This is a genomic window from Micromonospora sp. NPDC049523, assembly GCF_040676775.1.
GTDB lineage: Bacteria > Actinomycetota > Actinomycetes > Mycobacteriales > Micromonosporaceae > Micromonospora_G.
Map to the genome: position 1 here is coordinate 1 of NZ_JBFAPP010000014.1, position 15,462 is coordinate 15,462.

10 protein-coding genes and 1 pseudogene are annotated in these 15,462 nt (G+C 72.4%); 4 read left to right on the plus strand and 7 right to left on the minus strand.

Annotated features, from left to right (window positions below; translation table 11 throughout):
* Positions 1 to 257: 257 nt before the first annotated feature.
* Positions 258 to 1,541 carry a phosphopyruvate hydratase gene (eno, locus tag AB0J90_RS22010; protein WP_363598609.1) on the minus strand — a complete coding sequence of 428 codons (1,284 nt, stop codon included), beginning with the start codon at positions 1,539 to 1,541 and terminating at the stop codon, positions 258 to 260.
* A gap of 321 nt (positions 1,542 to 1,862) precedes the next feature.
* Between eno and nudC the strand changes: the two genes are divergently transcribed.
* Positions 1,863 to 2,717 (plus strand): NAD(+) diphosphatase, encoded by an 855-nt coding sequence (nudC, locus tag AB0J90_RS22015; protein WP_363598611.1) that lies wholly within the window; start codon positions 1,863 to 1,865, stop codon positions 2,715 to 2,717.
* On the opposite strand, the gene AB0J90_RS22020 is transcribed toward nudC, so the two are convergent.
* The gene (locus AB0J90_RS22020) at positions 2,714 to 4,345 is read right to left on the minus strand and encodes a DUF885 domain-containing protein (RefSeq protein ID WP_363598613.1); all 1,632 of its coding nucleotides are present in this window, start codon (positions 4,343 to 4,345) and stop codon (positions 2,714 to 2,716) included. The genes nudC and AB0J90_RS22020 overlap by 4 nt on opposite strands.
* A 9-nt stretch (positions 4,346 to 4,354) precedes the next feature.
* A complete protein-coding gene (locus AB0J90_RS22025) occupies positions 4,355 to 5,788 on the minus strand; it encodes a PLP-dependent aminotransferase family protein (protein WP_363598615.1) in 1,434 nt (477 codons plus the stop codon).
* Positions 5,789 to 5,843: 55 nt separating this feature from the next.
* Here AB0J90_RS22025 and AB0J90_RS22030 point away from each other — a divergent pair, with 55 nt between their 5' ends.
* Positions 5,844 to 6,908, plus strand: a complete 1,065-nt coding sequence (locus AB0J90_RS22030) for a DMT family transporter (protein WP_363598617.1) — start codon at positions 5,844 to 5,846, stop codon at positions 6,906 to 6,908.
* Here the strand turns inward: AB0J90_RS22030 and AB0J90_RS22035 are convergent.
* From AB0J90_RS22035 to AB0J90_RS22050, 4 genes and pseudogenes are all read right to left on the minus strand, one after another.
* A pseudogene (locus AB0J90_RS22035) lies at positions 6,890 to 7,837 on the minus strand (nucleoside triphosphate pyrophosphohydrolase); the annotation flags it as partial. The gene AB0J90_RS22030 and the pseudogene AB0J90_RS22035 overlap by 19 nt on opposite strands.
* Positions 7,838 to 7,850: 13 nt before the next feature.
* Positions 7,851 to 8,549: a hypothetical protein gene (locus AB0J90_RS22040; protein ID WP_363598619.1), complete on the minus strand. Its 699-nt coding sequence runs from the start codon at positions 8,547 to 8,549 to the stop codon at positions 7,851 to 7,853.
* 74 nt (positions 8,550 to 8,623) lie between these two features.
* Positions 8,624 to 12,250, minus strand: coding sequence for a transcription-repair coupling factor (gene mfd / locus AB0J90_RS22045; protein WP_363598907.1), 3,627 nt, complete (start codon positions 12,248 to 12,250; stop codon positions 8,624 to 8,626).
* Between the two features lie 235 nt (positions 12,251 to 12,485).
* Complete coding sequence (locus AB0J90_RS22050) at positions 12,486 to 13,547, minus strand: S66 peptidase family protein (protein ID WP_363598621.1); 1,062 nt, start codon at positions 13,545 to 13,547, stop codon at positions 12,486 to 12,488.
* Positions 13,548 to 13,660: 113 nt separating this feature from the next.
* Between AB0J90_RS22050 and AB0J90_RS22055 the strand changes: the two genes are divergently transcribed.
* Both AB0J90_RS22055 and AB0J90_RS22060 read left to right on the plus strand, forming a co-directional pair.
* On the plus strand, positions 13,661 to 14,476 hold the full coding sequence (locus tag AB0J90_RS22055; protein ID WP_363598623.1) for a Clp protease N-terminal domain-containing protein: 816 nt from the start codon (positions 13,661 to 13,663) through the stop codon (positions 14,474 to 14,476).
* On the plus strand, positions 14,473 to 15,456 hold the full coding sequence (locus AB0J90_RS22060) for an asparaginase (protein WP_363598625.1): 984 nt from the start codon (positions 14,473 to 14,475) through the stop codon (positions 15,454 to 15,456). Before AB0J90_RS22055 ends, AB0J90_RS22060 begins: the two co-directional genes overlap by 4 nt.
* Positions 15,457 to 15,462: the final 6 nt, after the last annotated feature.

A 15,462-nucleotide genomic window follows, 5' to 3' on the forward strand; every position in this document is an offset into this window, starting at 1 on the left:
GTGGGGGGGGGGGGGGCCCCCGGGGGGGGGGGGGCGCGGCCCCGCCGCCGGACGGGTGGCCGACCGTGGGTGCTCCGTCCCCCGGGGGGTACGGGTGGAGATCCCGCGCGACTCCAGCCGGGCCGTGGACTCCCGGCCCGTGCCACGGGTGCCGCCGCTACGACCGGGTTGCCCCGGCCGCCGGGCGGGCCGCTGGCCGCTGGGTATGCGACGAGTCGTCACCCTCACGCACCCCCTCCCCGAGGCTGATTCGGAAACTAGGCAGAACGGTAACGCGGGAACGCACCGGCGCCGGCGTAGCGCGCCGCGTCGCCCAACTCCTCCTCGATCCGGAGCAGCTGGTTGTACTTGGCCACCCGGTCCGAGCGGGCCGGCGCACCGGTCTTGATCTGGCCGCAGCCGGTGGCCACCGCCAGGTCGGCGATGGTGGTGTCCTCGGTCTCGCCGGAGCGGTGGCTCATCATGCAGCGGAATCCGGCCCGGTGCGCCAGGTCGACCGCGTCCAGCGTCTCGGTCAGCGACCCGATCTGGTTCACCTTCACCAGTACGGCGTTGGCCGAGCTCTCGGCGATGCCGCGGGCGATCCGCTGCGGGTTGGTGACGAACAGGTCGTCCCCGACGATCTGGACCCGGTCCCCGATCGCGGCGGTGAGGCTGGCCCAGCCGGACCAGTCGTCCTCGGCCAGCGGGTCCTCGATCGACACGATCGGGTACTCGTCGGCGAGCTTGGTGTAGTAGGCCGACATCTCGTCGGCGGTCTTGCTGGTCTGCTCGAAGGTGTAGATCCCGTCGGAGAAGAACTCGGTCGCGGCCACGTCCAGCGCGAACACGATGTCCCGGCCGAGCCGGTAGCCGGCCTTCTCGACCGCCTCGGCGATCAGGTCCAGGGCGGCGGCGTTGGTCGGCAGGTCGGGCGCGAAGCCGCCCTCGTCGCCGAGGCCGGTGGACAGGCCCCGCTTCTTCAGTACGGACTTGAGCGCGTGGTAGACCTCGGCACCCGAGCGCAGCGCCTCGCGGAAGGTCGGCGCGCCGATCGGGGCGATCATGAATTCCTGCACGTCGACGTTGGAGTCGGCGTGCGCGCCCCCGTTGAGGATGTTCATCATCGGCACCGGCAGCAGGTGCGCGTTCGGGCCGCCCAGGTAGCGGAACAGGCTCAGCTCGGCGCTGCTCGCCGCGGCCTTCGCCACCGCCAGCGACACGCCGAGGATCGCGTTGGCGCCGAGGCCGGACTTGTCGGCGGTGCCGTCGATGTCGAGCATCTTCTGGTCGATCAGCCGCTGCTCGCTGGCCTCGTAGCCGACGAGCTGGTCGACGATCCGGTCCTCGATGTTCGCGACCGCGGTCTCGACGCCCTTGCCCTGGTAACGGTCGGCGTCGCCGTCGCGCAGCTCGATCGCCTCGAACGCGCCGGTGGACGCGCCGGACGGCACTGCCGCGCGGGCGGTCGTACCGTCGTCCAGCCCGATCTCGACCTCGACGGTCGGGTTGCCGCGCGAGTCGAGAATCTCTCGGGCGACGATTCCCTCGATGGTGGCCACTGTGTCGCTCCTCGTGATGAGTGTCAACTGGTGCTCTCGGGCCGCGACGGTGCGGCGGAAGCGTTCCGAAGGCAGCGTAACGGGCCGTGGTCGCCGGACGGGGATGGCCTCCACCAACCGGGCGCCGATCTGCCGGACATCTGCCGATTCTCCACCCCATCACCCGGGCCGGGGTTTGCGGGGGTTGCCCTGATCGACAAGGCTGGTGGACATGTTCGCCGCCGATCGCGCCACCGCCGGACCGCCCGCCAGCACCGCGCGTTCCACCACCGCCGTCCGGTCCGCCGCAGCCGGTCGGCCCAACCCCCGGCCGTACGCACAGTGAACGGCGATCCGCTGGCGCCCCGGCCGGAGTTCGTCCCCGGCGCGGCTGCCGACGTACCGGCGGACCCGGCCGACCTGTGCCTGGTGGTGGCCGACGGCAAGCTGCTGCTCGGCATCGAGGGCGGCTTCCCCCGGTTCGCCGACCTGCCCGCGGGCTCGGCCCCGGTCCCGCTCGGCACCCTCGACGGCGAGCGCGTCTGGGTCACCGCCCACGACACGGTCGACGGCTCGCTCGGCACCTGGCTCGGCTGGCGGGACCTGGCCGCCGGGCTGGCCGAGCCGCTCGCCGCCCTGGCCGGCCGGGCGCTGCAGGTGGTCACCTGGCGGCGTACGCACCGTTACTGCGGTGCCTGCACGGCGGAGTTGGCCGACGTGCCCGGCGAGACCGCCCGGCGCTGCCCCGACTGCAAGCTCTACGTGCCGATGCAGCTCTCCCCGGCCGTCCTGGTCGCCATCCGCCGCCCCGGCCCACCCGGCAAGCCGGAGCAACTGCTGCTGGTCCGGCACTCGTACGGGCCGACCGAGACGTGGGCGCTGGTCGCCGGTTTTGTCGAGGCGGGCGAGACGCTGGAGCAGGCGGTGCACCGGGAGGTCGCCGAGGAGGTGGGGCTCCGGGTCGACCGACTGACCTATTTCGGCAGCCAGCCGTGGGCGATGTCCGGTCCGGGCGTGGTGCTCACCGGCTACACCGCGTACGCGGCGAATCCGGCGGCCGAGCCGGTCGTCGACGGTCGTGAGCTGACCGAGGCACGCTGGTTCCCGCTGGACGCGTTACCGGAGCCGCTGCCGCCGCCGTACTCGATCTCCCGTTGGCTGATCGAGCACGTCCGGATCCCACCGGACCTCACCTAGTACGCCGGCTCCACCCCGAGCAGGGTCCGCAGGTGGCGGGGCGGCGGTGAGCCGTGCGAGAGCATCGCGTCGTGCCACTGCCGTACCGACGGCCCGGCCGGGCGGGCGGCGGCGATCTCGGCGACCTCGCGGTAACCGACGAAATACGTGGAGAGCTGGGTCGAGGTGAGCAGGGCGCGGCGCCACTTGCCGGCCGCCTCACCCTCCTCCTGGAAGCCTCGGCCGATCATCAGCGCCATGCCCTCGGACTCGGGCAGCTCGTCGCAGTGCACGAGCTGGTCCAGCAACGCGTTGATGGTCATCCGGAGCTGCATCTTGAGCTGCTGCAACCGGATCGGCAGGCCACCGAAGCCGAGATCGGCCATCATCTCCTCGGCGTACACCGCCCAGCCCTCCACGAACGGGCCGGAGTAGCCGAGCGCCCGTACCCGGGTGCTGCCCTGGTAGCGGCGCGAGTGCGCGAGCTGGAGGAAGTGACCCGGCATCGCCTCGTGCACGGTCAGGTTGCGGATCATGTGGTTGTTGTACTCGCGGTAGAACGACTCGATCCGGTCCGCCGACCAGTCCGAGGGCGTCGGCGCGATGCAGTAGAACGTCGGCACCTCGGCGGTCTCCAGTGGGCCCGGCGGGTCGCAGTAGGCGACCGCCACCCCACGGGCGAACTCCGGCATCTCCTGGATCACGCACGGGTCGTCGACCAGCGTCACCAGGTCGTGCGTACGGACGAAGTCGGTCGTCTCGGAGAACGTCACCCGGGCCAGGTCCACGATGGAGCTGTCGTCCGGGTGCTCTCCGGCGAGGTGGTCCAGCGCTCGCCGTACGGTCTCGTCGGTCGCCGGGCCACCGACCAGCTCGGCGGCCACGGCCCGGATCTCGTCGGTGACCCGCTCCAGGTTCGCCTCGGCGCGGGCGAAGATCTGCGTGGCGGACAGCTCGGTGTCCAGGGTGTGCCAGAGCCGCGCCTCGAAGCGGCGGCGGCCGAGCCGAGGGTCGCGCCCCGGACCGGCGTCGTCGTGCAGACCCGCCCGGAGCCAGTCCGCGAACCCGGCCAGGGCCTCGACCGCCTCCCGGGCCACCGGCTCGACCGCGCCACGCATGCCCGGTGCCTGGGCAAGCAGGGCGGGCAGTTCGTCGCGAACCAGCGTGGCGGTGCCGTCGAACTGCTCGGCGGCGGTCTCGGCGTGGATCCTGGGCATGTCGCGCAGGGTGGCGCGGGCGGTGGCGAGCGCGTCCGGTACGTCACCGAGCCGGCCGACGAGGCTGTCCAGCCGGACCTCCGCCGGGGCGTACGGGCGGGCGATCAGCGCGTGCAGTAACGGCCCCGGATTGTGCCGCAGCGGGTTCCACTCGTGCGTACGCAGCTCGGACAGCTCGAACTGTTCCCGGTCGACGAGGGCGGCGAGCAGACTGTGGTCGACCTGCTCCGACTGGTCGAGCGCGAGGTCGTCCACCTGGGAGAGGGCACCGGCGGCGTCGCGCAGCATCGCCGAGCGGGCCTTCACCCCGCCGTCGGAAAGGTCCGGCAACCGGTCGTCGAAGCGGTGGTCGCCGGCCGAGGACGCCAACCCGGGACTGCTTTCCAGCAACGCGTCGACGATGCGTTCGGCGATGGGGACGAAAGACGACATGCAAGGAATCTAGCGAGTCCGGTCGGGCTCCGGCAGCAGGGGAACAAGGCTGGCCAGGGTTCGTACCGCGCGGGTCAGCTCGGCGGGCGGGTTCGCGGCGTAACCGAGCACCAGTCCGGGTGGGCCGCCGGGCGCCAACCGGAGCCGGGACAGCGGCACCGGAGCCAACCCGGCCCGCTGCGCGGCGTCGGCCAGCCGCTCGTCGTCGACCCCGTCGGGCAACTCGACCACCAGGTGCAGCCCGGCCGCGATACCGGAGATCCGGGCCGACGGCAGGTAGCGGCGCAGGGCGGCGGTCAGCGCGTCCCGCCGCTGCCGGTGCGCCTGCCGGCAGCGGCGCAGGTGACGGTCGTAGCCGCCGTCGCCCAGCAGTTCGGCGAAGGCGAGCTGTTCCAGCACCGGCCCGCCGATGTCGGCCGCCGACTTCGCCGCGACCACCGCGGCCCGCCAACCCGGCGGTACGGCGAGCCAGCCGAGCCGCATCGCCGGTGCGAGTGCCTTGCTGGCCGAGCCGATGTGGGCGACCAGGTCCGGGGCGAGACCCTGCAGGCAGCCGACCGGGTCCCGGTCGTAGCGGAACTCGGCGTCGTAGTCGTCCTCGACCACCAGTCCACCGGTCGTACGCGCCCAGGCGAGCAGGGCGGCCCGGCGGCGCGGGGCGAGTACCACACCGGTCGGGTACTGGTGTGCCGGTGTGGTCAGCACCGCCGGCACCCCGCTGCGCGCCAGCGCCTCGACGTCCAGTCCCTCGGCATCGACCGGGACCGGCACCGGGCGCAGCCCCTGCGCTTCGAGGTGGATCCGGATGGCGGAACTGCCCGGATCCTCGATCCCGATCGTGGTCGCGCCCCGGCTCTGCAGCACGGCGGCGACCAGCGAGAACGCCTGGGCCGCACCGGTAGTGATCACCAGGTCGGCCGGGTCGACGCGGGCCGCCCGGACCCGCCCGAGGTAGTTCGAGAGTTCCGTACGCAGCCGGGGTGCACCGGCCGGGTCGCCGTAGTCGAAATCGGCGTCGCGGGCCCGGCTCAGCGCCCGCTCGTACGCCCGCCGCCATTGGGCACGGGGAAACATCGCCAGGTCCGGCACCCCGGACCGGAGCCCGTTCCCGGTCGGGAGCGGTTGAGCGGCGGTGCTCGCCCGTGTGTCGGGCGGGCTCCAGCGGCTCTGTGTCGCACCGGTGTCGGGCGCGACCACGGTCCCCGCGCCGGGTCGGGCCAGCAGTCGTCCCTCGGCCACCAACTGCTCGTACGCCTCGACCACCACACCCCGGGACAGGCGCAGGTCGGCGGCGAGTCCTCGGCTGGACGGGAGCCGGGTGCCCGGGACGAGTCGCCCCTGCACGATCGCCTCCCGGAGCGCGACGGTGAGCTGGCCGGCGAGTCCGGGTCGGGCCCGGTCGAGTTCGACTAGTGCCTCCGGGGTGGTCAATTGGTCCTCCATAGCCCATCCGCATTGGCCCTCAACACAGGACCATCTGCACCCTAGCGTCGTACGGGTGAAGATCTCCAACACCGGTGCCGTACTGCTCTGCGTCATCGGCATGACGATCGTCGGCAGCTCCGTCTCGATCAGCCAACTGGTCCTCGACTACCCCGCCCTGACCGGACAGGCGGCCCGGTACGCGCTCGCCGCCGTTGCACTGTTCGCGATCGCCCGGCGCTGGCCCGGCATCGGTGTCGACGGCAGCCCCGCGACGGGTCGGCCGACCGGGCGCGAGTGGGTCGTCCTCACCGCGCTGGCGGCCATCGGGCTGGCCGCGTTCAACGCCTTCGTCCTGATCGCGCTGCCGCACGCCGACCCGGCCCTGGTCGGCACCTTCATCGGCGCCGCCCCGCTGGGGCTGGCACTGCTCGGGCCACTGCTGCGCGGCCGGCGGCCCACCGTACGGCTGCTCGGCGCGGCCGGCATCGTCGTCGCCGGTACGGCGCTGGTGCAGGGCACCGGTCGGGCGGACACGATCGGTGTACTCGCCTCGCTCGGTGCGCTCGGCGGGGAGATCGCCTTCTCGTTGCTCGCCGCCGTCGTGCTGCCCCGCCTCGGCCCGGTACGGGTGGCCGCGTACAGCTGCGCGCTGGCCGTACCGCTGCTGCTGGTCGGCGCGCTGGTGGCGGGTGAACCGGCCGACTGGCGGCTGCCGACCGGGGTGGAGGCGGCCACGTACGCCTATCTGGCCGCGCTGATGACGGTGGTGGCGTTCGTGGCCTGGTTCACCGGACTGCGCCGGCTGGGCGTCGAGCGGGCCGGGATCCTGGTCGGCCTGATGCCGGTGGCCACCCTGCTCACCGCCGCCGTGCAGGCCGGAAGACTCCCCGCGCTCGGCTCGACCGCCGGGGTGCTGGTGGTCGCGCTCGGCCTGGCCGTCGGCCTGGCCGGACAGCGGAACCAGCCCGCCGCCCCGGACCCGGACCGTCAGCCGGCGCTGCCCGCGGAACCAGCCTGGGAACTGTCGGCGGAACCCGGACCGGCAGAGTTCCCGGAACCGGCGGTGGTGCCGGAACCGGCGGTGGCTTCCACGGCGGAACCGGCGGTGGCTTCCACGGCGCGGACCGCGTCGGCGTAGGCGAGCGCGGCCCGGCGCAGGGCGGCCTCGGCGTCCAGCCCGTCGGCACGGGCCTGGACCACCACGTCCAGCAGTCGGGCGCCGAGCCGGGCCTCGTCGTCCAGGGTCGCCGGGACCGGCGGTGGGACGTCGAGCCCGGCCCGGCCGGCCCGCTGCAGGATCTTCGCGGCGAGCGAGAGAGCCGGCTGGGCCAGCGCGATCCCGTCCAGCACCGAGTCGCGGGCCTTCTCCGCCTTCTTGATCTGCTCCCAGTTGGTGATGATCTCGTCAATCGAGCCGACCGGGGTGTCCGCGAAGACGTGCGGGTTGCGCCGGATCATCTTGTCGACCAGGTCGCCGGCCACGTCGTCGATGTTCCACCGCTCGTCGGAGGGCCGTTCCTCGGCCAGCCGAGCGTGCAGCACCACCTGGAGCAGTACGTCACCCAGCTCCTCGCGGAGCGCGTCCAGGTCACCGGCCGCGATCGCGTCGTACGCCTCGTAGCACTCCTCAAGCAGGAACTGGGCGAGCGTGGCGTGGGTCTGCGCCCGCTTCCACGGGTCGCCGCCGGGCGAGGCGAGCCGGTCCATCACGGCGACCGCGTCGAGCAACCGGGCGCCGGGCGGGTCCCAGGACCCGTACATCAGCTCCAGTTCGGCCAGGCCGGGTTCACGGGCCAGACGCAGCCCCAGCTCACGGGCCATCCGGTCGTCGCCGACCGGACCGGCCAACCAGACCACGGTGCCTTCCGCAGCGGCGGTGGCGAGCAGGTCCGGCACCGGCGAGTCGGTCAGGGTGACGGTGCCGCCGGCCACCCGTACGGCGGTGGTCAGCTCGCTCTCCGCGCCGGCCAGCACCGGGTGCTGGCGTACCACGTCCCAGGCTACGGCGGTGAGCAGGCCGGCCGGCAGCCGGGGCGAGGTGACCAGGAGTACGACGCGAGCGGTCATCGGGTGTGCCCGCTCAGCGCGGGTCGACCACCGTGCCCGTGTCGCCCTCGCCCAGCGGCACGCTGACCGCGGCCGGCCCGCCCTGGAAGGAGAGGATCGGGAACTCCAGCGGCCGGTAGCGCGGGTTGACCGTGACGTCGAAGCGGGTCACCGCGTCGGCGAGGATCTTGCGGTTGCCGAGCGCGGCCTGCAACTGCTCACCGTCAAGCTGCTGCCCGGCGGCCTCGTCCGAAACCGTCGCCTCGATCGCACCGGCGGCCTTGGCCACCTTGCCCAGGGCGAGCAGCTCGGCCGGGGTCGGCTTCACCGGCTCACCCGGCGGTACGGCCGACAGGCAGGTGAACAGCGCCGCGGCCTCCTTGGCGAACGCTGTCTCCGGCGCCACGCCGAACTGCTGGGCCACCTGGTCGACCGGAGCCGGCTCCTTGGCCTGGAGGTTCTCGGCCTTGGTGAAACGCTGGCAGACGTCGTTGAGCACCAGCACGCTGACCACGAAGGTACGCGTCGGCGGCTTCGCCTCGGGCGCACCCGCGGCGGCGGGCGGCGCGGGCTTCGCCCGCAGCTCGTCGATGAGGTCGGTCACCTGGTTCTCGGTGATCTGCCGGTCGCCGACGTAGGCGGCGGCACCGGGCTGGGCACGGCAACCGGTGAGGGCGATGATGCCGACCGCGGCAACCACGGCGATCGGCGCCAGACGGCGAGCACGCTGCATGGCCGACACTCTCTCACGCGCCGCCCGGCCCGACCGGTACGGGGTCACCGGGCGGGCCGTTCCACCACTGTCCGTCACCGGCCGGCCAGCACCGGCTCGCCGATCACGTCCTTCAGCAACTGCCCGCACCACTCCAGCAGCACCTGGTCGCGCAGCGGTTCGCCGCCGATCCGGCGGGTGCTCGGGCGCGGCACGCTGACCTGGTCGGTGACCTGCTTGTAGACCGCGTCCGGGTGGTACCGCTTGAGCCGCATCTGCTTCGAGTCGGGCAGCGGCAGCGGGCCGAACCGGACGTACTTGCCCTGCACCGACACGTCGGTCAGGCCGTACGCGCGGGCCAGCAGGCGGAACCGGGCGACCGCGACGAGGTTCTGCACCGGCTCCGGCGGTGCGCCGTACCGGTCGGTCATCTCGACCACCACCTCGTCGAGGCGGGCGGCGTCGCGGGCCTCGGCGAGCTTGCGGTACATCTCCAGGCGGAGCCGTTCCACGCTCACGTAGTCGTGCGGCAGGTGGGCGTCGATCGGCAGGTCGATCTTGACGTCGACCTCCTCCTCCGGCCGCTCCCCCTTGAACGTCTGCACTGCCTCGCCGACCATCCGGACGTAGAGGTCGAAGCCGACGCCCTCGATGTGACCGGACTGCTCGCCGCCGAGCAGGTTGCCGGCGCCCCGGATCTCCAGGTCCTTCATCGCCACGTACATGCCGGCGCCCAGTTCGGTGTGCTGGGCGATGGTGGCCAGCCGCTCGTGCGCGTGCTCGGTCAGCGGCTTCTCCGGCGGGTAGAGGAAGTACGCGTACGCCCGTTCCCGGCCACGGCCGACCCGGCCCCGGATCTGGTGCAACTGGGCCAGGCCGAGCAGGTCGGCCCGTTCCACGATCAGCGTGTTGGCGTTCGGGATGTCGATGCCGGACTCCACGATCGTGGTGCAGACCAGGACGTCGTACTCCTTCTCCCAGAAGCCGACCATGACCTTTTCCAGCGCTTCCTCGCCCATCTGGCCGTGCGCGACGGCGACCCGGGCCTCGGGCACCAGCTCGCGGATGCGGCGGGCCGCCCGGTCGATCGACTCGACCCGGTTGTGCAGGTAGAAGACCTGCCCGTCGCGGAGCAGCTCGCGGTGGATCGAGGCGGCGACCTGCCGGTCGTCGTACGCGCCGACGAAGGTGAGCACCGGGTGCCGTTCCTCCGGCGGGGTGGCGATGGTGGACATCTCCCGGATGCCGGTGATCGCCATCTCCAGGGTCCGCGGGATCGGCGTCGCCGACATGGTCAGTACGTCGACCGCGGTCCGCAGCGTCTTCAGGTGCTCCTTGTGCTCGACCCCGAACCGCTGCTCCTCGTCGACGATGACCATGCCGAGCGCCTTGAACCGGGTGGCGGCGGCGAGAAGCCGGTGCGTGCCGATGACGATGTCGGCGCTGCCGTCGGCGGCGGCGGCCAGGGTCTGCTCGGCTTCCTTCGGGGTCTGGAACCGGGAGAGCTGCTTGATCTGGACCGGGAACTGCCCCATCCGCTCGGCGAAGGTGTTGTAGTGCTGCTGGGCCAGCAGGGTGGTCGGCACCAGCACCGCCACCTGCTTGCCGTCCTGGACCGCCTTGAACGCCGCCCGGACCGCGATCTCGGTCTTGCCGTAGCCGACGTCACCACAGATCAGCCGGTCCATCGGTGCGGACTGCTCCATGTCCCGCTTGACCTCCTCGATCGCCGACAACTGGTCCGGCGTCTCGGTGTACGGGAAGGCGTCCTCAAGCTCCCGCTGCCACGGGGTGTCCGGGGCGAACGCGTGCCCCTTGGAGGCCTTGCGGGCGGCGTAGAGCTGGATGAGCTGGGCGGCGATCTCGCGTACCGCCTTGCGGGCGCGGGCCTTGGCCTTCTGCCACTCGCTGCCGCCCATCTTGTGCAGCGTGGGGGTCTCCCCGCCCACGTAACGGGAGAGCTGGTCGAGCTGGTCGGTGGGTACGAAGAGCCGGTCACCGGGCTGCCCGCGTTTGGTGGAGGCGTACTCCAGGACCAGGTACTCGCGCTCGGCGCCGTTGACCGTACGTTGCACCAGCTCCACGTAGCGGCCGATGCCGTGCTGTTCGTGCACCACGTAGTCGCCGGTCTTCAGTTCCAGCGGGTCGATGGTGTTGCGCCGCCGGCTCGGCATCTTGCGCATGTCGCGGGTGGAGTTGCCCCGTCCCCCGGTGATGTCGTTGCCGGTGAGTACGGCGATCTTGGTGGCGCTGGCGCCGTCGAGCAGGAAGCCGTGGTTGAGCGAGCCGCAGGTGACGAGCAGTTCGCCGGGGGCGGGCGCGGCGAGGATGGTCTCCACCGCGGTGGCGCCGAGGCCGCCGTCGCGGAGCACCTCGACCGCCCGTTGGGCCGGGCCGTGTCCCTCGAAGACCAGCGCCACCGCCCAGCCGTCGGCGGTCCACCGCTTGAGGTCGTCGACCACCCGGTTGGTCTCGCCGTGGTAGAGCGCGGTCGGCTGCGCGGCGAGCGTGATCGACACCCCCTCGTCAGGGGTGACGTCCGTGCGTACCGGATCCAGCCACGGCTGGTCGTCGGCGGCCGGGGTGTCTTCGACCAGCCCGAACGGGGAGATCGACCACCAGGGCTGGCCGAGGGCGGTGGCTGTTGCCCGTACCTCGGCCAGGGTCTTGAATGCGGCGGCGCCGACGTCGATCGGGGCCTGGCCGCCGACGGCGGCCGCGGCCCAGCTCGCCTGGAGGAACTCCTCCGAGGTACGGACCAGGTCATGCGCCCGGGTACGGATCCGCTCCGGATCGAAGAGCAGCACGTGTGCGGCGCCCGGCAGGCAGTCGAGCAGCGTCTCCATGCTCCCGGTGCCGTCCAGGAGTGCCGGGGCGAGCGATTCCATTCCCTCGACCGGGATGCCCTCGGCCAGCTTCTCCAGGATCTCGGCCAGCTCCGGGTGGGCCTCGGCCAGTGCGGCGGCCCGTTCCCGGATCTCCGGGGTGAGCAGGAGTTCGCGGCACGGCGGCGCCCAGAGCTGGTCGACCTGCTCGATGGTGCGCTGGTCGGCGACGGCGAAGGTACGGATCTCCTCCACCTCGTCGCCCCAGAACTCGACCCGGGACGGGTGCTCGTCGGTGGGCGGGAAGACGTCCAGGATGCCGCCCCGGACGGCGAACTCGCCGCGCTTGGTGACCAGGTCGACCCGCGAGTACGCCAGGTCGGCCAGCCGGTGCGCGACCATTTCGAGGTCCGCCTCGGCGTGGCTGCTCAGGCGTACGGGTTCGAGGTCGCCGAGCCCCTTGAGCTGCGGTTGCAGCACCGAACGGACCGGAGCGACGACAACCCGCAGCGGGCCGGCACCGTCGGCACCGTCCGGGTGGGCCAGCCGCCGCAGCACGGCGAGCCGGCGGCCGACGGTGTCGGACCGGGGGGAGAGCCGCTCGTGCGGCAGGGTCTCCCAGGCGGGGAAGACGGCCACCTGTTCGGCCGGCAGCAGGCTGCCGAGCGCGGCGGCGAGGTCGTCGGCCTCGCGGGTGGTGGCGGTGACCGCGAGTACGGGTCGGCCGGCACCGCCCTGCTCCGGCTCGGCGGCCACGGCGGCCACCACGAACGGCCGCAGCGCCGCCGGGGCGGTCAGATCGAGCCCGTCGGCCTGCGCTGCACCGCCCCGGGCCAGATCACGGGTACGGGTGAGAGCCGGGTCGCCGAGGGCGGCAGCCAGCAGACCGGCGAGCATCGTCACGATCACTACCTCTGCGTCAACACGCGAAACTGCCCCCATCCGGCTTCCGGACGGGGGTCCACCTCCCCAAGTTTATCCCGCCCATCCGCGCCAACCCCCCACCTCGAACCCACCCACCGCCTCGCCCCGTTGATCATGAAGTTAACGCAGAGTTGATCGCTCAATTCCGCGCTAACTTCATGATCAACGGGGTCTGGGGGGTGGGGTGGGGGTGGGGGGTGGGGGTGGGTTAGTAGTGGACGGTGATGCGGCGGGCGGTTGAGTCGACTCGGGCTAGGCCGCCGTACGGGATGATCAGTTGCGGGTCGGTGTGGCCGACGTCGAGGCCGAAGACGGCAATCGCGTCGGGGTTGTACTCGGCGAGCACCTTGAGCACGGCGGCACGCTGGGCCTCGGTGTGCTCCCGCTTCTGTTCGGCCGTGTTCGGCTGCTCGAAGTCCCACGCCTTCGGGCGACCGACCAGCACCGCGGAAAACTTGGCGAGCAGCCCGCGCTCCCCCATGTTGCGCAGGATCCGGAACACCTCCACGTCCGACGGGATCTCCTCGGAGGTCTCCAGCAGCAGCACGTGACCGGCGTACGCCTCGTTCGGGCCGACCCGACCCGCCTGGAGCAGCCAGCCGAGGATCTCCAGGTTGCCGCCCCAGACCGGCCCCTCGACCCGGTTCTGCGGCCCGTGCCACCGCCAGCCGTCGGACGGGAACATCACCGGTTCGTCCGCCAGGGTGGACGGGTCGCGCCAGTCGCTCGGCTCGTCGCTGTACTGCTTGGCCGGCGCGAGTTCGTACCAGTCGGTGGTGAAGAGCGCGGCGCGCAGGGAGGCGGCGGTCGCCGGGTGCATACTGCCCGGCCGGCCGAGGTGCACCAGGACCGAGCCGCCGTGGTAGCCGACCAGCCCGAGTTCGAAGAGGTACGCCAGCACGTTGGTGTTGTCCGAGTAGCCGAAGTACGGCTTGGGGTTGGCGGCGATCACCTCCCCGTCCAGGTGCGGCACCACGGTGATCAGGTCGTCGCCGCCGACGGTGGCGAGCACGGCGGTGATCGTCGGGTCGGCGAAGGCGGCGGTCAGGTCACGGGCGCGTTCGCGCGGGTGGGCGTCGGCGGCACGGGTGGTCGGGTACTCGACCGGGATCAGGCCGAACTCGTCGCGCAACCGGCGCAGGCCCAACTCGTACACGTGCGGGAAGACCGCCGGCAGGCCGGCGGAGGGCGAGAGTACGGCGACCCGGTCCCCCGGTTGTGGTTTCGCGGGATACCGCTTGGGCTCGGTGGAGCGGTTCACTGCGGACATCAGCCCACCCTAGCGATCGATCATGAGCAGGGGGTTCCCATTTTCCAGACGAGGGGTATGGTGGGGTCATAGGAGGGTTATACCCCCTACCTAACCCCAGAGGGGAGCCAAGGATGCCGAAGATCAACGTGTATCTACCCGACGAGCTGGCCGATGCGGTCAAGGAGTCCGGGGTGCCGGTTTCCGCGATCTGCCAGCGCGCCCTGGAACAGGCGGTACGCCGGGTCACCGCGATCCGGGAAACGACCCTCGGCGACACCGACCGGGACGACCCGACCGCCTCGCTGACCCAGTTCACCGCCCGCGCCCGGACCGCCATCACGCTCGGCCTCAGCGAGGCCCGGGAACAGGGCGCCACCAGCGTCGGCACCTCCCACCTGCTCTCCGGCATGCTGGCCGAGGGCCACAACCTGGCCCTCGAGGTGCTCCAGGCGATGGAGATCGACCCCGAGGCCGTACGGCGCGAACTGGACCGGCAGGCGCCGAAGGAAGCCGCCGCGGCGGGAACGGACGACACCGGAGTGCGGCGATTCGGCCAGACCGCGGCCAACGCGCTGGAGCTGACCGTCACCGAGGCGACCAGCCTCGGCCACAACTACGTCGGCTGCGAACACCTGCTGCTCGGGCTGATCGCCGAGCCGGACGGCACCGCCGGACACGTGCTGCGGTCCCTCGGGGCCGACTACCGGCTGACCCGCCGGGCCGTCATCGCCGCACTGGCCGGTTACGTCCACCTCCGGGCGCAGACCCAGACGGCCGGGATGGCGATCGGTGGCACCGACCAGATTGCCGCGCTCCAGGCGGCCCTGGCCAAGCAGTTGCAGCCGATCGTCGACCGGCTGGACCGGCTGGAGCAGCGGGTCGACGCACCAGGGTTCGACCTGGGCGGCCACGACGACGCGGGCACCGATGCCGGAGCGGCACGTTGACCCGACTGCTCCTGGTCACCACCGGGGACATGATGGCGTTCCACCCGCGCCCCGGTCGGGGAGCCTTCGCGTCCGGGACCGAGCTGCTGGCGGCGCTGCCCTCGGGCTCGGTCCCGGCCGAGGTCACGGTCGAGGACCTGCTCGCCGTACCGAGCTGGGACCTGGACCCGGAGACCATGCTGCGGTTGGCCCGCCGGGCCCGTACGGCCGTCCTCGACGACGGGTACGACGGGGTCGTGATCACCCACGGCACCGACACCCTGGAGGAGACCGCGTACCTGACCGACCTGCTCTCGGACGCCGCCGCCGAGCGGGCCGGGATCGTGTTCACCGGTGCGATGCGCCCACCCACCGAGCTGTCCGCCGACGGGCCGCGAAACCTGCGTTCCGCCCTGGTGGCGGCCGGCGATCCAGCCCTGCGCGGGGTCGGTGTGGTGGCCTGCCTCAACGACGAGCTGCACGCCGCACGCTGGGTCAGCAAGATCGACGCCACGGGCGTGGCCGCGTTCTCGTCGGCGCCGTACCCGGTGCTCGGGCGGGTGGTGGGCACCGGGGTGGAGCTGCTGGCGGCGCCGCCGCCCCGGCCACCGGCGCCGACCGGGGAGCCGGAGTCGGCGGTCGCGCTGATCAAGACGTACCCGGGGATCGACGGGGTGCTGCTGCACGCGGTGGTGGACGCGGGTGCGCGGGGCGTGGTGCTGGAGGGCACCGGACTGGCGAACGTACCGATCAGTCTGCTCACCGCGATCGACGAGCTGACCGGGTGGGACATCCCGGTGGTGATCAGCTCCCGCTCCCGGTTCCGCGAGGTCCCACCGGAGCAGTCGTACGGCGGTGGCACGCTCGCCGGCAGGGTGGGTGCGATCAGCGCGCGCGGGCTGGCGCCGGTCAAGGCAAGGGCGGCGCTGATGGTCGCGCTCGGTGACGGCGGGGTCCGGACCGCCCGGGACTGGTTCGGTCGACTGGACGGCGGAGTGTGATTAAAA